This window comes from Ruegeria sp. AA6, from assembly GCF_056542865.1.
The window spans coordinates 122,825-142,329 of the sequence record NZ_JBQGAN010000009.1; the positions used below are offsets into that span (position 1 = coordinate 122,825).

General features: G+C 57.2%; 19 protein-coding genes, 1 tRNA gene and 1 pseudogene. 13 read left to right on the plus strand and 8 right to left on the minus strand.

All coding sequences use genetic code 11. The features are described 5' to 3' along the window. Positions 1-19: 19 nt before the first annotated feature. The 4 genes from ACR0LN_RS12930 to ACR0LN_RS12945 are packed head-to-tail and all read left to right on the plus strand — an operon-like array spanning position 20 to position 4,768. Positions 20-1,255, plus strand: coding sequence for a carbohydrate ABC transporter permease (locus ACR0LN_RS12930; protein ID WP_480430126.1), 1,236 nt, complete (start codon positions 20-22; stop codon positions 1,253-1,255). Then, positions 1,255-2,463 carry a carbohydrate ABC transporter permease gene (locus ACR0LN_RS12935; protein WP_480430127.1) on the plus strand — a complete coding sequence of 403 codons (1,209 nt, stop codon included), beginning with the start codon at positions 1,255-1,257 and terminating at the stop codon, positions 2,461-2,463. Before ACR0LN_RS12930 ends, ACR0LN_RS12935 begins: the two co-directional genes overlap by 1 nt. Positions 2,464-2,468: 5 nt before the next feature. After that, a complete protein-coding gene (locus tag ACR0LN_RS12940) occupies positions 2,469-3,716 on the plus strand; it encodes an MGH1-like glycoside hydrolase domain-containing protein (protein ID WP_480430128.1) in 1,248 nt (415 codons plus the stop codon). After that, positions 3,716-4,768, plus strand: coding sequence for an ABC transporter ATP-binding protein (locus ACR0LN_RS12945; RefSeq protein ID WP_480430129.1), 1,053 nt, complete (start codon positions 3,716-3,718; stop codon positions 4,766-4,768). Before ACR0LN_RS12940 ends, ACR0LN_RS12945 begins: the two co-directional genes overlap by 1 nt. A 213-nt stretch (positions 4,769-4,981) precedes the next feature. Here the strand turns inward: ACR0LN_RS12945 and ACR0LN_RS12950 are convergent, their stop codons facing one another. From ACR0LN_RS12950 to ACR0LN_RS12960, 3 genes are all read right to left on the minus strand, one after another. Continuing rightward, a complete protein-coding gene (locus tag ACR0LN_RS12950) occupies positions 4,982-6,004 on the minus strand; it encodes an aspartate-semialdehyde dehydrogenase (protein ID WP_480430130.1) in 1,023 nt (340 codons plus the stop codon). Between the two features lie 113 nt (positions 6,005-6,117). After that, complete coding sequence (locus ACR0LN_RS12955) at positions 6,118-7,155, minus strand: glycosyltransferase family 4 protein (RefSeq protein ID WP_480430132.1); 1,038 nt, start codon at positions 7,153-7,155, stop codon at positions 6,118-6,120. 20 nt (positions 7,156-7,175) lie between these two features. Continuing rightward, positions 7,176-8,348 carry an MFS transporter gene (locus ACR0LN_RS12960; RefSeq protein WP_480430158.1) on the minus strand — a complete coding sequence of 391 codons (1,173 nt, stop codon included), beginning with the start codon at positions 8,346-8,348 and terminating at the stop codon, positions 7,176-7,178. Between the two features lie 140 nt (positions 8,349-8,488). On the opposite strand from ACR0LN_RS12960, the gene ACR0LN_RS12965 reads away from it, so the two are divergent. Next, complete coding sequence (locus ACR0LN_RS12965; protein ID WP_480430133.1) at positions 8,489-9,631, plus strand: DUF3095 domain-containing protein; 1,143 nt, start codon at positions 8,489-8,491, stop codon at positions 9,629-9,631. Between the two features lies 1 nt (position 9,632). Here ACR0LN_RS12965 and ACR0LN_RS12970 read toward each other — a convergent pair whose 3' ends face one another. Together ACR0LN_RS12970 and ACR0LN_RS12975 are read right to left on the minus strand one after the other, a co-directional pair. Beyond that, a complete protein-coding gene (locus ACR0LN_RS12970; RefSeq protein ID WP_480430135.1) occupies positions 9,633-10,403 on the minus strand; it encodes an HpcH/HpaI aldolase family protein in 771 nt (256 codons plus the stop codon). Positions 10,404-10,413: 10 nt separating this feature from the next. Then, on the minus strand, positions 10,414-11,826 hold the full coding sequence (locus tag ACR0LN_RS12975; protein WP_480430137.1) for a pyridoxal phosphate-dependent decarboxylase family protein: 1,413 nt from the start codon (positions 11,824-11,826) through the stop codon (positions 10,414-10,416). Between the two features lie 211 nt (positions 11,827-12,037). Between ACR0LN_RS12975 and hpaR the strand changes: the two genes are divergently transcribed. Further along, the gene (gene hpaR / locus ACR0LN_RS12980; protein WP_480430138.1) at positions 12,038-12,472 is read left to right on the plus strand and encodes a homoprotocatechuate degradation operon regulator HpaR; all 435 of its coding nucleotides are present in this window, start codon (positions 12,038-12,040) and stop codon (positions 12,470-12,472) included. Positions 12,473-13,093: 621 nt separating this feature from the next. After that, a pseudogene (locus ACR0LN_RS12985) lies at positions 13,094-13,381 on the plus strand (fumarylacetoacetate hydrolase family protein); the annotation flags it as partial. 3 nt (positions 13,382-13,384) lie between these two features. Here ACR0LN_RS12985 and ACR0LN_RS12990 read toward each other — a convergent pair. Both ACR0LN_RS12990 and ACR0LN_RS12995 read right to left on the minus strand, forming a co-directional pair. Further along, a complete protein-coding gene (locus ACR0LN_RS12990) occupies positions 13,385-14,593 on the minus strand; it encodes a winged helix-turn-helix domain-containing protein (protein WP_480430140.1) in 1,209 nt (402 codons plus the stop codon). 4 nt (positions 14,594-14,597) lie between these two features. Next, complete coding sequence (locus tag ACR0LN_RS12995; protein WP_480430142.1) at positions 14,598-15,623, minus strand: LacI family DNA-binding transcriptional regulator; 1,026 nt, start codon at positions 15,621-15,623, stop codon at positions 14,598-14,600. A 116-nt stretch (positions 15,624-15,739) separates the two neighbouring features. Between ACR0LN_RS12995 and ACR0LN_RS13000 the strand changes: the two genes are divergently transcribed. The 6 genes from ACR0LN_RS13000 (at position 15,740) to ACR0LN_RS13025 (ending at position 18,986) form a co-directional block, all read left to right on the plus strand. Beyond that, positions 15,740-15,816 (plus strand) — tRNA-Arg (locus tag ACR0LN_RS13000). A gap of 572 nt (positions 15,817-16,388) precedes the next feature. After that, positions 16,389-16,784: a thermonuclease family protein gene (locus ACR0LN_RS13005; protein ID WP_480430144.1), complete on the plus strand. Its 396-nt coding sequence runs from the start codon at positions 16,389-16,391 to the stop codon at positions 16,782-16,784. Positions 16,785-16,803: 19 nt separating this feature from the next. Next, a complete protein-coding gene (locus tag ACR0LN_RS13010) occupies positions 16,804-17,190 on the plus strand; it encodes a Rap1a/Tai family immunity protein (RefSeq protein ID WP_480430146.1) in 387 nt (128 codons plus the stop codon). A 43-nt stretch (positions 17,191-17,233) separates the two neighbouring features. Beyond that, positions 17,234-17,380 carry a hypothetical protein gene (locus tag ACR0LN_RS13015; RefSeq protein WP_480430147.1) on the plus strand — a complete coding sequence of 49 codons (147 nt, stop codon included), beginning with the start codon at positions 17,234-17,236 and terminating at the stop codon, positions 17,378-17,380. A 292-nt stretch (positions 17,381-17,672) separates the two neighbouring features. Continuing rightward, a complete protein-coding gene (locus ACR0LN_RS13020; protein ID WP_480430148.1) occupies positions 17,673-17,951 on the plus strand; it encodes a hypothetical protein in 279 nt (92 codons plus the stop codon). Positions 17,952-18,653: 702 nt separating this feature from the next. After that, positions 18,654-18,986 (plus strand): DnaJ family domain-containing protein, encoded by a 333-nt coding sequence (locus tag ACR0LN_RS13025; RefSeq protein WP_480430149.1) that lies wholly within the window; start codon positions 18,654-18,656, stop codon positions 18,984-18,986. Positions 18,987-19,020: 34 nt separating this feature from the next. Here ACR0LN_RS13025 and ACR0LN_RS13030 read toward each other — a convergent pair whose 3' ends face one another. Next, complete coding sequence (locus ACR0LN_RS13030; protein ID WP_480430151.1) at positions 19,021-19,230, minus strand: hypothetical protein; 210 nt, start codon at positions 19,228-19,230, stop codon at positions 19,021-19,023. Positions 19,231-19,505 lie beyond the last annotated feature (275 nt).

Here is a 19,505-nt window from a genome sequence, read left to right on the forward strand (position 1 = left end):
AACCCTTCGAGGTAACCCCATGTCTTCGGCCACCCCACCGACCGGAACCGGGGCGTTAGCCAAACGCGAGGCGCGTCTGGCCTGGACGCTTCTGGCTCCGACCATTATCAGTGTGTCTTTGGTTGTGATCCTGCCCCTGCTGGCGATCTTCTGGATCAGCTTCAAACCCTTCACCTTGTCCGACCTGCGCCCGCCTGCACCGGTCGTGCGCGAAAGCCTGCGTGGATCGGGTGACGATCTGCGGGTCGAATACCGGCTGCGCAACTCCAGCCAGGAAATCGCCGTTGAAGGCGTGACCGTTCGGGATGTTTTCCCTGATGGTGTGACGCCCACCGGCGACGTTGCCGCGCCTTGTGTGCTGGACGGGCAGGAACTGTTCTGCGACTTCGGTACGTTGGAAGGCGGTCAGCGCGAGCGTATCCGTGTTCCAGTCACGGTCGATGGCGACCCGGATGCGTTCGAGGATCTGGTCGAAGAGTCGGAGCCACGTGTGACCGGCAGTGGCCCAAGCGTTTTGACCAATTTCGAGTTCAGCCTGGAAAACTTTGCCCGCGTGTTTGACGGGGACGAGTTCTGGGGTGTGCTTTGGGTCACCCTGTTCTACACCGTCTTCGGCACCATCGGCGCGTTGGTCATGGGCCTGTTCGCGGCCCTTCTGCTGAACAAAAGCTTTAGGGGTCAGGGCTTTATCCGTGGCCTATACCTGTTCCCCTATGTGGCACCCGTTATCGCTGTAGCCTTTACATGGGTGACGTTGTTTGACCCATTCTCTGGCTCTGCTAACGCACTTTTGGTGCAGATGGGTCTCAGCAGTGAGCCAATCAATTTCTTCGGTGAACGCCCGCTGGCGCTGATCATGGTGACTGTGTTCGAGATCTGGCGCTATTTCCCGCTGTCCTTCCTGTTCATCCTTGCGCGGATGCAGTCCATCGACAGCAGCATGTATGAGGCGGCGGATATGGACGGTGCGTCACCGTTCCAGAAATTCTGGTTGCTGAGCATCCCGCAGCTGTTGGGCATCCTGTCGGTGCTGTTCCTGCTGCGCTTTATCTGGACGTTCAACAAGTTCGACGACATCTTCCTGCTGACCGGCGGCAATGCGGGCACCCGGACGCTGACCGTGAACGTCTATGAACAGGCCTTTGCGGTCTCGAACATCGGGGCAGGCGCGGCGGTGGCCGTGGTCATCCTGATGTGCCTGATCGCCTTCAGCTTTGTCTTCTTCAAGTTCATCAGCCGTGAGGAGGGTCTGTGATGCGCAATGGGTATATCACTGGCCCGGTTCTGGGCGCGTTTTGGTTGGTGGTGATCGCCACCACCATCGCGGTTATCATGTCCTTCGCCACGGGCGCTGCGTTCCGTCCGCAAGTTCTGCTGAGCCTTATCTGGGGTGCGGTTGCAGGTCTGGCTTACGTCCGGTTCCCGGTGCGCCATGCCCCGGCGCGTCTGGGTGTATCGGCCCTGTTGGGTCTGGTCTGCCTGACCGGCTTCGGCCCGGTTCTGATCGGATCGGATACCACGCTGCTGGCGCTGGTGGTCACTGTGCTTGCGATTGCAATCGTCATGCACCTGTCGATGGCGGAAATCTTGAAAGAGCTGCCGTTTGGCGAGCTTACCCGTCACGAATTCGAGGACGCGGTGATCCGCTTTTGCACCGGCTTTGGCTATATCTTCTTTACGGCCATCGTCGTCATTCCCTTCTACGTGATGGTGATGACCAGCCTGAAATCACAACAGGCGCTGCTGCAGAACCCGTTGGATTTCTCGCTGGATTTGGATCAGGGATTGGCGTTGTTCCGCAGCTACACGGAACTGTTCCGAGACTTCAACTTCGGCACCTATCTGTGGACGTCCTTCTATGTCTCGTGCCTGACGGTATTCATAACTTTGCTGTTCAGCGTGCCGGGGGCCTATGCGGTGGCTCGGTTCCGGTTCAAAGGGCAAAAGGCGTTCTCACGCTCGATCCTGCTGATTTACATGGTGCCGATGATCGTTCTGGCGCTGCCGATCTATATCGCGTTCTCGCTGACCGGCTTGCGCAACTCGATCCTCGGCATCGTCATGATCTACCCGGTCACCACGATCCCGGTCGCGCTGTATATGCTGCAGGGCTATTTCCGCGGCTTGCCGACCGAGGTGGAAGAGGCCGGTCTGATGGATGGTCTTTCGCGCCTGGCGGTGATCTGGAAGATCACCCTGCCGCTGAGCCTGCCTGCGCTGGCCTCAGTGTCGCTCTATGTCTTCATGATCGCCTGGAACGAGTTCCTGCTGGCCTTCATGCTGCTGGACGACCCGTCGAAATTCACTCTGACCCGAGGCGTTACGATGCTGAACTCCTCGGAAATACCCCGCCAACACCTGATGGCCGGGGCGGTGATCGCCACTGTTCCGATCATGGCCCTGTTCCTTGGGCTTGAACGTTTCATGACCAAAGGCCTGACAGCAGGCTCGGTCAAAGGATGACAGACATGAACTACTATACGACGCCGAGTGAATCGGCCCGCAACATCCTGATTTCCAATGATCGGGGCGGTTACACGATCCCGACCAGCGGCCTGTACCCCTACCAGTGGAACTGGGACAGCGCGGTCGCGGCAGTAGGCTTTGCCGAGTTCGACATCGACCGCGCCTGGGTCGAGCTTGAGACGCTGTTCTCGGGCCAGTGGAAAGACGGGATGGTTCCGCACATCCTGTTCCACAAACCCGATCCGGGCTATTTCCCCGGGCCGGATGTCTGGGGCGGCACCGGACCGATCGCATCCTCGGGCATCACCCAACCGCCGCTGGCCGCCACAATGGCGCGGCGGGTCTGGGAAAAGGATCGGGCGGCGGGTGAACCCCGCCTGCGCGCCCTGTTCCCCGCCATGCTGGCCTGGCACCGTTGGTTCATGAAATGGCGTCTGGACGAGCATGGCGCCGTCTGCACAACGCATCCTTGGGAAGCCGGACGTGACAACGCGCCGGATTGGGATGGTGCGATGGCAGGCATTGATGCCTCGGATGTGGGTGAATATCAGCGACGCGACACCAGCCACGTGAACAGTGCCGACCGGCCCACCAAATACGACTATGACCGCTATATCAAACTGGTGCAGATCGGGCGTTCGGTCGATTGGGATCAGGCGCAGTTGCTGGACCTGAACCCGTTCCGTGTTGCCGACCCGACCATGAGCTTTACCACCTTGCGCGCCGCCCGTGATCTGCTGGCTATCAGCCGTGATCTGGGCATCGAAGCCGAGGGCCTGAGCGCCGACATCGACCGGCTTGAAGCGGGTGCGCTGTCGCTGTGGAACGAGGCATTGGGCGCTTTTGATGCCCGCGATGCGCACACTGGTGAATTTGCAGAAAGCGTCTCTAACGCAAGCTATCTGTGCTGGTATGCGGGGATTGAATCGCCGCACATGCTGGACCGTTTGAAGACCGTTCTGACCACCGTCCCGCACCCGATCCCCAGCTATGATCCGAACATGCCCAAGTTTGACGAGCGTCGTTATTGGCGCGGACCGACATGGGCCTTCATGAACATGCTGGCGGGTATTGGCCTGAAGGATATGGGCCACGGCGTCGAGGCCGAGGCCCTGCGCCTGAAAACCGGTCGTCTGATCGCGGGCTACGGGTTCGCAGAATATTATGATCCAATCACCGGCAGCCCCGCCGGAGGCAATTCGTTCACATGGACAGCCGCCGTCTGGCTGCATTGGGCAGGGAGGAACTGATGGGCAGCATCGAACTTAAAGCCGTCGAGAAATGGTTCGGCGACGTGCAGGTGATCAAAGGCATCGACCTGCAGATCGAAGAGGGCGAGTTTGTCGTCTTCGTCGGCCCCTCGGGCTGTGGGAAATCGACCCTGTTGCGGATGATCGGCGGGCTCGAGGATATCTCGCGCGGGTCGCTTCTGATCAACGAGAATGACGTCACCGATCACCCGCCCTCGAAACGCGGGTTGACCATGGTGTTCCAGTCCTACGCGCTTTATCCGCACCTGACCGTGGCCGAGAATATGGGGTTCTCGCTGAAGGTTGCCGGGGTGCCAAAGGCGGAAATCGCCGAGCGTGTCGGCAAGGCCGCCGAAGTGTTGAAGCTGGAACCGTATCTTGAGCGCCGTCCAAAGGACCTGTCCGGCGGTCAGCGTCAGCGCGTGGCCATCGGTCGATCCATTGTGCGCGACCCCACCGCATTCCTGTTTGACGAACCTCTGTCCAACCTCGACGCTGCGCTGCGGGTCGAAATGCGGTACGAGATCGCCAAGCTGCACCAGAGCCTCAACCGCACCATGATTTACGTGACCCACGATCAGGTCGAGGCGATGACGCTGGCCGACCGTATCGTGGTACTGGAGTTCGGCAAGATCGCGCAGGTCGGCACCCCACGCGAGCTGTATGAACGCCCTGCCAACCTGTTCGTGGCGCAGTTCATCGGCAGTCCGAAGATGAACGTCATCCCCTGCACCGTGTCCGGCGATCAATTCCAGCTGGAAAACGGCGGCAGCGGTCCGTTCGACCGGACCGGTACAGCCACCATGCTGGGCATCCGCCCGGAACATATCAGCGTGGTCGAACCCGGCGCGGGTCATAGCGACGGCATGGTCGAAGTGGTCGAATATCTGGGCGCCGACATGTTCGTCATCGTCGATTGCGGTGCCGAGGAGAAAGTCACGGTTCGCCTTGGTGGTGACACCGACATCAAGGCGGGCACCAAGATCGGCCTGCATTTCGCGCCTGAGAAACTGCAGTTCTTCGATGCCGAAGGGCAGGCGCTGCAAGCATGATTGTGGGTGGCGGATTTAATCCGCCCCCTTCTTTACGTCGCATGAGTCATTGCTCAAGGGGTGGGCGTTACACTTTCACCGACCCATCCGGTCCTTTCAGAGTCGGCTAAAGCCCGAACTTTTCTGGACTTGGTTCAATCTGTTTTGGTTTTTAACAACAAAAAACCCCGCCGAGGATGCGACGGGGTTTCGATGGTCTTCTGAGCGTTAGCCTCAGCCTTTTTTCAGAACCTCACGGCCCAGCAGTTCTGCGATCTGCACTGCGTTCAGGGCGGCACCCTTGCGCAGGTTGTCCGAGACACACCACAGGTTGATGCCGTTTTCAACGGTCGAGTCCTGACGGATGCGGCTGATGAACGTGGCAAAGTCGCCGGCGCATTCCACCGGTGAGACGTATCCACCGGCTTCGCGTTTGTCGATCACCATGATGCCCGGAGCCTCGCGCAGGATGTCGCGGGCTTCGTCTTCGTCCAGGAATTCTTCGAACTCGATGTTCACGGCCTCAGAGTGACCAACGAACACGGGAACGCGGACGCAGGTGGCTGTGACCTTGATCGAAGGGTCGACGATCTTTTTGGTCTCGACAACCATCTTCCACTCTTCCTTGGTCGAGCCGTCTTCCATGAAGACGTCGATCTGCGGAATGACGTTGAAGGCGATCTGCTTCTGGAACTTGTTCGGCGGCACGTCCGTGGTGGGGTTGTAAACCGCTTTGGTCTGATCCCACAGTTCGTCCATGCCTTCCTTACCGGCGCCCGACACCGACTGATAGGTCGACACGACAACGCGTTTGATCTTGGCGCGGTCATGCAGCGGCTTGAGCGCAACAACCATCTGCGCGGTCGAGCAGTTGGGGTTGGCGATGATGTTTTTGTTTTTGTAATCGTGGATCGCCTCGGGGTTACACTCCGGCACGATCAGCGGAATCTCCGGGTCATAACGATACAGCGACGAGTTATCGATCACCACACAACCGGCCTCGGCCGCCTTGGGGGCGTAGGTCTTGGTTGCGTCCGAGCCGATGGCGAACAGCGCCATGTCCCAGCCGGTAAAATCGAAGGTGTCGATGTCCTGGGTCGTCAGTGTCTTGTCGCCAAAGCTTACTTCGGTGCCCAGCGAACGACGGCTTGCCAGAACGGCAAGTTCATCGACGGGGAACTGGCGTTCTGCCAGAATGTTCAGCATTTCGCGGCCCACATTACCTGTGGCGCCGGCGACAACGACGCGATAGCCCATTTCATGTCTCCAAAGTTAAGGACGCGCGTTCATAGCCGCGTTGCAGCAAAGAAAAAAGGGCTTTCGGCGCCGATTTCGACGATTAACGCCGAATTGAACCGGATCAGTGCGTCTTAGGCGGTGTCCAGCAGCGACCGGTACACCTTTACGATCGCTTCGGCCTCGCCTTCGATTCGAAAATTCTGTTCCACATGTGCCCGGGCGGCCTGCCCGGCAGCGGCCAGTTTGGCGGGGTTGGACAGCATCTGGGCGAGCGCATCGGTCAATGCGCCAGCGTTGTCCTTTTCAACCAGACGCCCGGTCTCACCATCCTTGATCTGTGCGCTGAACGCGCCGACATCGTGGCAGGCGATGGCGGGCACGCCCGAGGCCATCGCTTCCAGCGGGGTCAGGCCAAAGCCTTCGTGGCGCGCCGGGGCGACGAACAGGTCCAGCGCACGGTAAGTCTCGACTATTTCGTCCCAGGGGCGTTCCCCAAGGAAGTGCACACGGTCCGCAAGCCCTGCGTCGTCCAGCTTTTGCTCCTGCTCGCGCTGAAAGGTTTCGAATTCCGATGTGGTGCGGCCCGTAAAGATGATGCTGGCGTCAGGATGATTGGGCAGAACCGCGATGGCGGCATCCACCAGCAGGTCCACGCCTTTCTGCGGGCGGATACGGCCAAAACAGCCGATCAGCGTACCTTTGGGCAGGCCCAGCTTGTCGCGCAGCGCCTGTTTGTCATCGGTGGGGTGAAACAGCTCGGTATTCACGCCGTGCATGATGACGGTCGACGGGTGTTGCAGGAACGAAGCCGCTTGCGGTGTCGTGGCGATCAACGCGTCCATCTTCGAGATCAATCGCTTAGTGAAACCGGAATGATCCCGCTGCGCCGCCGATGTAAACAACAGTTTCAGGTTCCGGCGCAGCACATGGCGCAGGAACAGGCCCATCAGCATTTCAGTATTGCGACGGGCATGCCAGACCCGCAATTTGCGGTTCGAAAGGAACGGAACCTTGATCAGCCGGATATGAGGCAAATCATCCGGTAGGCCAGGGCCGGTGGCGACAATGCCGATCATCTGTTTCTGGATCGGCAGCAGACGAATGACCGTTGTGGTCACCCCTGACAGGCTGTGTTTCAGGTTCGGCGCGATCACCTCGATGTCCTGCACAGCGCTCTCCATATTTGATGTCAGTTCACATTGTCCCGGCTGAATAGATAGATCAGGCAGCCAATGGCAAGCGTGACCGCGAAAAAGCCGAATATCGCTGTGTAGGGCGCGGTTGGGCTGATGTCTACCGTGGCCGCGTGGATGCGACCGGTGACGAATTGCGCAAGCCCGACACCGCCAACACCAAAGAGGTTCAACAGGGTCATGCCGCGCCCGACCAGATGTGGCGGGGCAAAAGCCCGGCCATGGGCCATGATGACCGGAAAGCTGGCCCCCAGCAGACCGATCACAGCCATCAATACCACTGACAGCCAAATCGCATTTTCGACCCACAGGCACAGCAACACCAAACCGACCACGGTTAACGCATTGCCGCCAAAGATCACCCATTTGCGGGTGCCAAGCATTCTGTCCAGCGGCCCGTATACAAAGGTCCCGGTGATCATTGCCGCACCCATGATCAGCGTGGCCTGTCCAATCTGGGTTGTGCTCAAACCAAAAATGTCGCTGAGGTAAGGCCCTGCCCATAGTCCACGAATTGCGCCCGATGGCGCATAAGAGACAAGCATCAAGGGCAGGATTGTCCACAGTGCCGGTTCCTTCAGCAGGTCCAGGAAAGACCCCCTTTGTTCCGTCTCAACCTTCTTCGGGTCCTGTACATATATCCAGATGCCCAATGCGATGGCCGTCGAAAAAACGGCCAGTGCGACCATCGTAGCGCGCCAGCCCATCAGCTCGACCGCCAGCGCAGTCGGGTATGAGGCCACCAGATTGCCCACTGACCCAACGCCCAGCATTAATGCGGCCAGCGTCGCAAAACGTGCCGGAGGGTATTCGCGCGCAAAGATGTAATACGACGCCATCAAGACCGGAGAGCATCCGATCCCGATAAGCGCCATGGCAATGGCTATGTGAAACGGCGTGCTGGCGGCAGCAAACAGGGCGGCTCCGCCTGCTCCGCCGACCAGCAGCAGGATTGCTGCTGTCAGGCGCGGCCCAACCCGATCCAGCGCCCATCCAACGGGTAATTGCATGGCTGCAAAGATCAGAAACCAAAGACCCGAGGCAAAGGCCAGATCCTCGGGGGTGGCGCCGATGTCGCGGCCCAGATCGACGCTAAGCACCGCCAGAAAGGCGCGGAAAAACTGGCTGAGCACATAGCCCAGGCACAAAACAGCCAAACCCGCCTTCATGAACCGCCCCTTCTCCCCCAGCTTGGGGAAATGCTTGGCACGTCGCAGTGCCATGCACAAGCGCGTGTGCTATACTGTTTTCACCGGACAGAGAACACAATCGGGCTACCTTAACGCTGACACACCGCCCCGAGGTACCGATGAAAGACGCACAGGCCGCATTTTATGAAAACCTGCCCTTGCAGCGGGACTTTACTCGGCTGGCTCAACCCAGCCGGTTTGCTGCTGTACCCGATGACTGGGCGCTGGGCGTGGCAGATATCGTTGATTCCACCGGAGAAATTGCCAAAGGGCGCTATAAAACCGTCAACATGGTTGGCGCGGCAGTGATCTCGACCATGATCAACGCGCTGAAGGGGCAGGAGTTTCCCTATGTCTTTGGTGGCGACGGCGCAGGATTTGCCATTCCCGCAGGCGCGGTTGATACGGCCAGGAAGGTACTGGCTGATCTGCGGCGCTGGGCAGATGAAGAGTTCGCGATCACGTTGCGCGGGGCCTTGGTACCGGTGTCCGAACTTCGGCAGGCGGGTAAAGATTTGCGTGTCGCGCGATACGCGCCATCGGACGGTGTGGATTACGCCATGTTCTCGGGTGGCGGGCTGGCCTGGGCCGAAGCGCAGATGAAAGAGGGGCAGTTTGAAATCACCCCTTCCGAACCCGGTGCGCAGCCCGATCTGACCGGGTTGTCCTGTCGCTGGTCCAACAGCAGGGCAAAGCACGGTAAGATCGTGTCGGTGGTGGTGCAGCCAACGCCCAAGGCGACCGAGAGCGATTTTTCCGATCTGGCCCAGTCGGTTCTGACTGCGGCAGAGCAACTGGACCGTGCGGGTCACCCAGTGCCCGAAAACGGCCCACCGATTAGTTGGCCGCCGCCGGACACGACACTCGACGCGCACGTGTCGCGGGCTGGGGGTAACCTGTTTGCGCAGAAAATGAAGCTGCTGGGGCAAAACCTGCTGATCGCCTTGTTGTTCAAGACTGGCAAGCGAATGGGCCAATTTGACCCTGAACATTACAAGCACATGGTCAGCCGCAACGCCGATTTCCGCAAATTCGACGACGGTCTGAAAATGACGTTGGATTGTGATCCGGTTACCCTTTCACAGATTCAGCTGATACTGGAACAGGCGCGCGGGCAGGGTAAGGTCCGCTATGGGTTGCATGCGCAGGATGAGGCGATGATGACCTGCTTTGTGCCGTCGGCCACCCGGGACGATCATGTGCATTTCGTCGACGGGGCCTCGGGCGGTTATGCGCAGGCCGCCGCGTCGATGCAGGGCTAAGCTATTTCGCTTTCCATTTGGCCGCCAGCGCCCGAGCGGATTGGGTCAGCAACATCACGTCGATCCCAACAGCCAGAAACTGCGCGCCCATGTCCATATAAGCCTGACGCGCCTCGTCATTGGTGCCCAGGACGCCGGGGGCCTTGCCTGCTGCTTTGATCCGCGCAATGGCATCTGCAATGGTGGCGCGCACCTCGGGTGCCGCGCTATTGCCTTGATAGCCCATATCGGTGGACAGGTCCGCCGGGCCGATGAATACGCCATCCACGCCCTCGACAGTCAGTATGTCGTCCAGTGCAGCCAGTCCGGCGCGGTTTTCCACCTGAACCAACAGGCAGATCTGTTCGTCCACAGTCTGGATGTAGTCGCTGGCCGACCCGTAGCCGGTGGCGCGTGCCGCCCCGGCTCCGACCCCACGCACTCCTTCCGGCGGATAACGGCAGGCGCGCACTAGCTCTCTCGCCTGTTCGGCGCTGTTGACCATTGGCACCAGAATGGTCTGGGCACCAATATCCAGCACCATTTTGATCAGCGCCGTATCGCCGACGGGCACCCGCACCACCGGATGCGTGCGACTTGCCGCCAATGCGACTAGCTGATCCCGGATCGACCGGATGTCGTTCGGCGTGTGTTCACCGTCAATAACCAGCCAGTCAAACCCGGCAGTGCCCATAATCTCGGCTGTAACGGCTTCACCAAAACTGCTCCAGCAGCCGATTAAGCGATCCCCTTTTACTAGAGCCTGTTTGAACGTGTTTTTGGGCGCGGGCATATCGGAACCTCTAGGTTAAGGAACGGGCGATTTCGGTGATTACGTCATAAGCCATGCGAACGTCATCCTCGGTGGTTTCGAACTGACCGGCTTGAAATCGGATGACCAGATCGCCGTCGACACGCGTTTGCGTCAAATAGATACGGCCATCATCGTTGATCGCATTGACCAGTCTGAGATTTAGCTCATCAAGATCGGCGGAACGGTCAGGCGCATAGCGAAAGGTCCAGAGCGACCACATCGGCGGCGTAATGATTTGGAAATCCGGTTCCACCGCCAACTGGTCATGCAGATCGACGGACCAGTTCACATGGTTGCGCAGCCGTTCACGCAGCCCCTCCAGCCCATAGGCCCGCATCACGAACCAGAGCTTCAGCGCCCGGAACCGACGGCCCAGAGGCACCGACCACTCCGAGTAGTTGATGATCCCGTCTTTGCCATGGGTCTTGAGGTATTCCGGGCTGATCGCCAGCGTCTGCACCAGATCGTCGGGGTCTTTCAGGAAATGGGCGCAGCAGTCGAACTGCACACCCAGCCATTTATGCGGGTTGAACACGATGCTGTCGGCTTGCCCCACACCGGGCCAGTAGTGCCGATACTCCGGACAGATCATCGCCGATCCGGCCCAGGCTGCATCTACATGGGTATAGAGCCCGTATTTCTGCGCGATTGCCAGGCATTCATCCACCGGATCAGTCGCGCCAGTGCCGGTTCCGCCGACGCACAGAATAACACCCGCTGGCTGCAAACCAGAGTCTAAATCAGCCTGAATCGCGGTTTCAAGCGCCGCTGGGTCCATCCCGCGCCAGTCGCCTTTGATCGGGATGCGGACCAGATTGTCCTGCCCAATCCCGGCAACCCAAATGGCGCGATCCACCGAGGTATGCACTTCGGCCGAACAATAGACACGCAGCGGTTTCTGCCCGAACAACCCCTGTTGATTGCCCCGCCAGTGCAAGGCTTTTTCCCGCATGGTCAGCACCGCAGCAAGCGTTGCGGAGGATGCGGAATCCTGTATGACCCCTGCGAACCCATCGGGCAGATCCAGCGCCTGCCGCAACCAGTCCATCATCCGCGTTTCCATCTCGGTCGCCGCCGGAGAGGTTTGCCACAGCATACATTGCGGCGCGATGGCGCTGGCCAGAAACTCGGCCAGAACCGACGGCGCAGAGGCGTTCGAGTTGAAATAGGCAAAGAAACGGGGATGCTGCCAATGAGTGATACCCGGCATCACGATCTCTTCGAAATCGTTAAAGATATCTTCCATCGCCTGTGCCTGTACCGGCGGATGGGCGGGCAGGGCGTTCAAAATGTCTCCCGGCTCGGTCCGGGCGCGCACAGGTTTGTCGCCGACGGTTAGGTGATAATCCTGCGCCCATTCGGCGATTTTCTTGCCCCAACCCGAGAATTCATCCCATTTCATTTGGTACCTCAGCAGCGTTCAGCATGGGGCGATCCCCCGCTGACAGTGATGGGCATCTGATAACCCAGGTCAACTACCTTTCGATTTCACGCCGCCTAGGGTGGAGCCAGCGACCAGCTGTCGAGTTTCAATTTCAAGCTAAATCATAATAATCATGCGGAAAAACGGATTGTTGAGTTGCGAAATATGCCGATTTCGGCGAGAATTTCTTATGACCAATGATGTACCATTGACGTCACGTTCACTGCCTATTGCGTTGCTGCGGGCTCGGGAGCGGGTCATGGGGCCCATTCGAAAGATGCTTGCGGATGTTGGTATAACCGAACAGCAATGGCGCGTATTGCGTGTTTTGAATGAGGAAGGGCCGCAAGAGCCAACCCATATTGCGGACCGGGCATGCCTGTTGTTGCCCAGCCTCACCCGTATCCTGCAAAAGCTTGAGGCCAAGGGCCTGATTCTGCGGCACGCGCATCCTTGCGACAAGCGTCGGCAGATCGTCGATATTTCGGACAAAGGGAAGCAGATTATCCGGGACAATATTCAGGTTACAATTCATCTGGCCGAAGATTTGCGCACCAAGCTTGGGCCTGATCGCCATGAGGCCCTGTTGGACCTGTTGAACGAATTGCGTGATCTGGAAACGTGACGTCCCACGTTCGCACCCCGCCAGAGACTGGTGCCGTCTCCGGCGGGGTGGCCAGACGTGTACTGGATATTATGCCTGGCCCTAGGCCGGTTGCGCCGGATAGCTTCCGGCGGTCCGGCCCGCGATTCAGAGAACAGGCCGTAACCAAATAAGGTCGGCCGTCTGGCGCAAAGACATGTGGGGGCGTGTCTTTGGCCTTAGTTCCCTGAAATAGTACCTCCCACCTTGCCAGCACAACTCACCGGCGCAACGGGCCATCATCTTGATTCGGCGGATGCTTGGGGGTCCACCGAACCTGTGAGCGGTGGTCAGAACGCGTGGCACCCCGATTTGCCACTGGTATAACGCTCTGCCCCCGTACAACTTAGGGCTGTTCAATCCCTTTTCAAAGAGAGAACACCTAAATTGTGAACGCAAGATTAACAAATTTTTGACCGGATTAGAACTTTCCGTAGAAGTGCAAAAAATCTTGTGCGGATTATGCGGCTTGTTCTAACGCTCTTCTGCCCTAACATGCGCGCTGTTAGACAGTAGTAGGGACTGTGATGCCTGACAGTTTGTTTCCTCTTCCCGATCCGATTTCAATTCCGGTGCAGGGGCAGGATGCGGTGTATCCGGTGGGCCGTATTTGCGCCGCTGACCCCTGCTACGGATTGGTCACCGCAGGACGATTTCCGCATTCACCTGAGCGTCAACGGTGAGATTCGTCAGGATGCGACCTTCAGCGAGTTGATCTGGAAGATCGACGACATCATCAGCCACTTGTCGGGTTATTATCATTTGCGCCCCGGGGATTTGATCCTGACCGGCACGCCTGCCGGGGTCGGCCCCGTTCATCCCGGAGATGTGATTGAAGGCGGAATTGACGGTTTGCAACCGATCCAACTGACCTTGTCCCAGGCCGATTAGGCTCTATTTAGGGCCTTCTAGCCAGTCTTTGGCAAATTCTACTTCATCCAACCCGGCGAACCGGCGGACACGGTCCAATTCCGATTGTAGTCGCCGGGTGCGGGAATCCGACCAGCGAACAGATCGCTCGGGCCACAGAGCGTTGACGCATAGCACTCCGCGATCACGGTGTGCCTTCATGTCGATGCGCCCGATCATCCGGTCCCCCTCCAGCAGAGGAAAGACATAGTATCCGTATGCCCGCTTTGCGGCCGGAACAAAAACTTCGATCCGATAGTGAAACCCGAACAACCTCTCGGCTCGGTTGCGGTCGCGCAGCATTGGATCAAACGGGCTGAGTACCCGGATTCGACCTGTCGGGGGCGGTATTTCGGTCGCGGTTAGGCCGGGTCGGGAAAGCAGTTTGCGGACCCGCCCATCGGCGCAGGTAATCTCGATTTGCTGTAGTTTTCCGCTTTTTAGAACCTGATCGCACCATGCTTTTGCTTCATTAACACTTACGGTATCCCAGAATGCCGCCAGCTCTCCGGGTGTTGCAAAGCCCAACCGATCCAAGGCCGCATTGCACAGCCAATCCACGGTTTCCTCGGGATTGCATGTCATGTTGCCGGGGCACAGATGCGTATCAATCACCCGTTCGGTCAGGTCATAGCGTTTCTGAAATCCGTTGCGGCCAATCACCGTCAAAGCACCCGAACGCCACAAGAACTCCAACGCCGTTTTTGACGGGTGCCAATCCCACCAGCCGCCCGAGCCTTTCTTTTCGTCCTTTCCCACATCCGAGGATGAGACTGGACCGTGGTCCCGGATATGCTGCAGGACGGTGGCAAATTGCTGTTCGAATCCATCCCGGCGCCAGTTCTTCCAGCGGGATTTCAGCAGTGCCTCATCGCGCAGAAACCGCAGATGCCAATGGGGATAGAACTCCATTGGGATGACTGCGGCATCATGGGTCCAGTGTTCGAACAGTGCCTTGTCGCGCTCGTAAAGATGTTTGAGGTTCTTCGCGCGATAAGACGGTCTGCGCGAAAACAGGATCATGTCATGGGCGCGGGCCACAGTGTTGATGCTGTCCAGCTGCACAAAGCCCAGCCGGTGGATCAGGTTCAGAAGATCAGCGCCTTTGGACCCACCCGAAGGTTGCTCAGCCAGTGCATGACGGTCCATGAACAGGGCACGGGCCGTCTTGTTGTCCAGCCGTAGCAAAGCCACCGACTTAGCGCCGTTTCAGCGTATCGCCGTAACTGATCTTGGGTGTCAGAGTTACACGAGTCTCAACCTCTGCATTCGGGTCTGCCAATTGTGCGGCGATGATCTCTGCCGCCTGGCGCCCAATCTCCAATCGACATGCGTCCATCGTGGCCAATTTACGCGGCAGGCCTTGCAGCAACTCGACATTGTTGAAACCCGCCAAGCCGATTTGACCTGGAATATCGATGCCTTGTTCCAGCAAGTACAACAGCCCGCCAGCACCAATCATATCATTGGAATAATATAGGAAATCCAGATCGGGCGATCGCTCTAGCATGGCTTGCGTCATCTCACGCCCCTTGGCCAGAGCGGAGCCACCGGAATAGAACTCGCGATCTTCAATCTCGATCCCGTTCTTGCCCAACACTTCGGTGAACCCCTCGAAACGCTTCCGTGCGCGGTGGTCCAGCGGCATCTTGGTACCCATGAAGCCAATATGCTCATAGCCGGCCTTCAGGATCGCCTGCGCCATCTCGCGGCCGGCGCGGCGATGAGAGATTCCGACCATCGCATCCACCGGCTTGCCGTCGGTATCCATGATCTCGACCACTGGGATACCCGCAGAATCCAGCATGGCGCGCGCGGCCTCAGTATGCTCAAGCCCCGCGATGATCACGCCTGATGGCCGCCACGAGAGCATCTCATACAGCACCTTTTCTTCTTTCTCGGGCAAGTAATCGGTAACGCCAACCACCGGCTGCAATTCCGTGTCCTCCAGCACCTGGTTGACGCCGGTCAGAACCTCGGGGAACACCATGTTTGACAGCGACGGAATGATCACTGCGATCAGGTTCACCCGGCTTGAGGCAAGCGCGCCTGCGATCTTGTTGGGCACGTATCCCAACTCTTTCGCGGCCGCCAGAACACGGGTGCGGGTGGCGTCGGACACATCGCCCCGGTTCCTTAAAACCCGGCTGACTGTCATCTCTGATACTCCAGACGCTTCCGAGACATCGCGAAGAGTAAGCGGGCGTTTTGTTTCAGTGGTCACGGGAGGGCACCTGCGTTGTTGTTTTGCCTGATGGTAGCGTAAACAGAGCGCAGTTTACAACTGTTGTGCAAAGGTCATGACAACCCCGAAAAACCAAGGTACAGAGAGCCTTGCGCGGCCCCGTGGCTCAACTGGATAGAGCAGCCCCCTCCTAAGGGGCAGGTTGCAGGTTCGAATCCTGCCGGGGTCGCCAAACATAACCGTCAACACGTTGAACTATAAGGGGGAATCTCCATTCTTGACGGATTTTCCCCACACTTTTACCCACGGCAGTCAATTAGCTGGCGCAAAAAGCTCGCAATTTAGATTCGCTGCTCGACGTTTGGGATTTATCCTTGCAAGTGAGTGTTTTCGGGTGTTCGGGCGCAAGAATAGTCGAACTGTTTATTCTTAGCGCGTAGAGGTTTAATGAAGCTGTGTTTACTCGTTGGGGGTATATGGCGGATATAATAAAAAGAAACATGACCCCTAATACTGACCCATTTCTTCGAATCTACTGCGGGTTCGGGTTTGACGGGATTTTTCGTAGCCGTTTCAGGTCTACGTCATCTCCTGCCCTCGAAACGACAGGCCTGACATGCCCCACGTACTTCCTTCTCTGACCTCCAACTCCAAAATAGTCCTCAGGATTTGACACTCGAAAGAAACGGGCCTTTGCCATTCTTGTTCCTCCGTTTCCTAAACATAACGGTGGACCAGTTCAGTTGGGGAGGCTCAAGTATGGGCTACCCCAATAACGAATCCATTCTAAAGACCCCCTGATTGATGAAGTATCTTCTTGTTGCCTTAGCCGTTTTCCACGCCACTTCCGCCTTAGCCGGAACGCTTCATGTCCGAGACGCTGACACAATCGTTGTCGATGGCACTCCGGTACGGTTAAACGGCGTTGATGCTCCTGAACTCGGGACACGCTCAGGCCAGAACGCTAAGCGCTGGATGGTGAACTATCTACGCGGCAAGTCCATCTCATGCGACCTGAACGGGGAACGCACCCATGACCGATGGGTAGGGGTTTGCTACGCCGACGGGCAGGACGTAGGCGCGGCTGTTATTGCCGCAGGACACGCTTTGGATTGCGCCCGGTATTCCGGTGGGCGATACAGGCACCTAGAGACCGCAGCGGCCAAGTCACGGCTCAGGCGGGCAAGTTATTGTAGGTAAACTTAGGCAACATTCTACCATGAAAAAACTTCTTCTCGGCTCTGTAATCGCTTGTTTGCCGCTGCAAGTTTCCGCTGCTGGATTTGACGGAAATGCGCTCCATGAGTTTTGCACCAACACCGACAATGCGGATACACGAGCATCGTGCTTTTTCTACATCTACGGCGTGTTGCAAGGCCTGAACTATGGCGGCATCGAGGCCGTTATGAGTTTGGGAATGGAGTCCTTATCTTCGGCCGAAATAGCCGCAGCCATAACCCCGTATTGCATGCCAAATGAGGCAACCGCCGCCCAACAAGTCGATGTAGTAAAAGTGTACCTCGCAGATCACCCCGAAAAACGACACGAAAATACTGTTTCGTTAATCCTTGAATCCCAGCAGAAAGCCTTCCCTTGCACCGACTAAGAGATCATTCCGGAAAAGGTCGAGACGACATTAAGGGGCGATCATGAAGTCGGCAGTCCGCGCGTCCTATGAGCGCTACATAGCCAAAATCGAAGCCGAGCTAGCCGAGTGTGCGGACGAGGAACGCCGCGCAGTATTAGAGCGTGATTTGGAAATAGAGCGGGCGCTGCTGGTAAGGCTAGATCAATAATAAGGGTCAGTAAGTGATTTTTACAAAGCTAGGGAAAGTTATTGCCTGGGTACTATTCTTGGCCGGAGCATATAAGGCTGCGATGGGATTTTATATCGCGCTCACTTGGGAAGACCACCAAGCCGGGGCATCTCGCTACTTTGGAGCTAGCGGTTCAGGCGAAGTTATCAACGAAGGGCTCTATGTCCTGTTCATTGGCATCATCGTAGGGATTTTGTCCGAGATAAGCAGTTCCAGAACTCAGCAATAGGGAGCGCTTGCCGCTTCCCTCTGACTACCTCATACCAAGGGCATGACGACATGGCCCAACCGAATCCCGTTTGATTTGTACAAAAAACTTGAAGCGCGCCCGGTAGATGGCTGGCAAGGTGCGTTACGTGCCTGGGCGAAGGCACACGGTCTCAAGCTCAAACTACAGTGGTGGCGACAGCTAGAGATTACTATCGCGGACCTGCTTTCCCGTCGTTACACGGCCAAACCGCAGGACCATTGGGCTGCAATCAAGGAATGGCTGGAACGTCACGACGTACCGGCACCGGAAAAGCTGCCCGGATGGCCTGAGCAGGAGTGAAGGTGGTCGTTGGGTTCCATTGTTACTTATTCTCGCCTCCCCGAAAATAGCGAGCGTACCCCAGTTGGTTAACGAGGTGCACTTGAACCAAGCTGCCGCTGACAATCGGAGCTAATTGTCACATCGGCTTTGAGGTGAGGGTGGAGCGAGGGGCTGGCCGAGGGGGTATATCGCCAGCCCCTCAATCTCGGGGTGTGCAAAGTGGTAGTGACGTTCTCTCGATATAACCATGCCAGCGAAGCCGATTGACCGGCATTGGGGAAAACCCTTAACTCTGCGGAATCTATTGAAACAGTTTGTTTTCAAATTGGAAACAATTAATTTCAAACTGGGACGTGGAAACAGTTTTGCACGATATCAACCTGACGGTTAAACCACGGCTTAGACAGGTCGGGTGTTATGGGTGGGGCCGGTTTTGCCAGTCTGCTTTCACGATGGGTAACTGTATTGCGATGCAACGGCTGAAGCCACCAAGGGGTAAACAAAATTTTCAGGCGGCTTATGAGACACGCCCTTTTCTTTCCGTTAGAAACCGGCTCCCTATAAGCTTGGAGCACATGCTGCATCAGCAAAGCTCGATGCCAACATTGTGAGAAAAGCCAGCCGTTTCCAGTGTCTTTCAAATGTCGGCTTTTCAACTGCTCGCATTATTCGCATTATCTGATCCGTTTATTGCAACCACATAGTAACAAGCGTGCAAACATGACCCAGTCACTAAACCGTTTGGTGGAAAGGCAGATTCAGAAAGCGCTCCTGGAGGGGAAGCTTGAAGGACTGGAAGGAGAAGGCAAACCATTGCCTGACCGCTCTGGAGAGGCCTTTACTGACATGGCTAACGCCGTGGCGACCAGAATAATGGCAGAGGCGGGTGCTTTGCCTGAAGAGTTCAAGATAAAGAAGCTGCTAGAAGCGGCCAAGCTCAGTTATCGTCAGGCTGAGGATAGCAAAGAAAAGCATGTCGCGATGGCCCTTATCGCCGACCTTCAACAACGCTACCATATCGCCGTTGAAGCTAGGCGTAAGTTTATGGACTAATAGCGAATTCCCACGGCGCTATCATACTGATGTGTCAATAGTAGTAGTGGCGGTAGAAAAAGGGGTCCTGAATTTGGTCAGCGCATTGACCGGTTTCTCTAAGGTCTTTTGCGACTTGAACGTCAGCCTCTCGTTGCTTCCTTCGCGCCAGTTCTTTTCTTTGACGTCTCCTAAGCTTTTCTTCTGGCGAGGCAAAAACGGCGCTCCAAAAGTTATTGCGAACTGTTTTGTCTAAGAAAGCCATAGTAGCTCCTCCCGCGGGTTGCAGTGAATCCATGACTTTTAACTGGTGCCTAAAGGTTGGTAGTTCTCTTCCAGTTCATTAAGAAAAGTACATCAAACAAACCAAATTGGGATCGCTTCGTTAGGGTCGGATTTCAAGATGCATCACTTCGCAGGTCACTTCGAAAACCTTGTTGAGAACTACGGTGTCAACGGCGGTGAGAAAGTCTGCCATTGGGCGGAGCAAAAGTCGTCCACTGTTTGGGTTACCGGCGCCTTGGCAAACGCGCTCCCAAA

Bases quoted from the DNA above. Each gene is read 5' to 3' on its own strand.
- hpaR (WP_480430138.1), top strand. From the start codon at position 12,038: ATGACCAATGATGTACCATTGACGTCACGTTCACTGCCTATTGCGTTG.
- ACR0LN_RS12945 (WP_480430129.1), top strand. From the start codon at position 3,716: ATGGGCAGCATCGAACTTAAAGCCGTCGAGAAATGGTTCGGCGACGTG.
- ACR0LN_RS12930 (WP_480430126.1), top strand. From the start codon at position 20: ATGTCTTCGGCCACCCCACCGACCGGAACCGGGGCGTTAGCCAAACGC.
- ACR0LN_RS12965 (WP_480430133.1), top strand. From the start codon at position 8,489: ATGAAAGACGCACAGGCCGCATTTTATGAAAACCTGCCCTTGCAGCGG.
- ACR0LN_RS12950 (WP_480430130.1), bottom strand. From the start codon at position 6,004: ATGGGCTATCGCGTCGTTGTCGCCGGCGCCACAGGTAATGTGGGCCGC.
- ACR0LN_RS13020 (WP_480430148.1), top strand. From the start codon at position 17,673: ATGACGACATGGCCCAACCGAATCCCGTTTGATTTGTACAAAAAACTT.
- ACR0LN_RS12935 (WP_480430127.1), top strand. From the start codon at position 1,255: ATGCGCAATGGGTATATCACTGGCCCGGTTCTGGGCGCGTTTTGGTTG.
- ACR0LN_RS13010 (WP_480430146.1), top strand. From the start codon at position 16,804: ATGAAAAAACTTCTTCTCGGCTCTGTAATCGCTTGTTTGCCGCTGCAA.
- ACR0LN_RS13015 (WP_480430147.1), top strand. From the start codon at position 17,234: ATGAAGTCGGCAGTCCGCGCGTCCTATGAGCGCTACATAGCCAAAATC.
- ACR0LN_RS12960 (WP_480430158.1), bottom strand. From the start codon at position 8,348: ATGAAGGCGGGTTTGGCTGTTTTGTGCCTGGGCTATGTGCTCAGCCAG.
- ACR0LN_RS13030 (WP_480430151.1), bottom strand. From the start codon at position 19,230: ATGGCTTTCTTAGACAAAACAGTTCGCAATAACTTTTGGAGCGCCGTT.
- ACR0LN_RS12975 (WP_480430137.1), bottom strand. From the start codon at position 11,826: ATGAAATGGGATGAATTCTCGGGTTGGGGCAAGAAAATCGCCGAATGG.
- ACR0LN_RS13005 (WP_480430144.1), top strand. From the start codon at position 16,389: ATGAAGTATCTTCTTGTTGCCTTAGCCGTTTTCCACGCCACTTCCGCC.
- ACR0LN_RS12940 (WP_480430128.1), top strand. From the start codon at position 2,469: ATGAACTACTATACGACGCCGAGTGAATCGGCCCGCAACATCCTGATT.
- ACR0LN_RS13025 (WP_480430149.1), top strand. From the start codon at position 18,654: ATGACCCAGTCACTAAACCGTTTGGTGGAAAGGCAGATTCAGAAAGCG.
- ACR0LN_RS12970 (WP_480430135.1), bottom strand. From the start codon at position 10,403: ATGCCCGCGCCCAAAAACACGTTCAAACAGGCTCTAGTAAAAGGGGAT.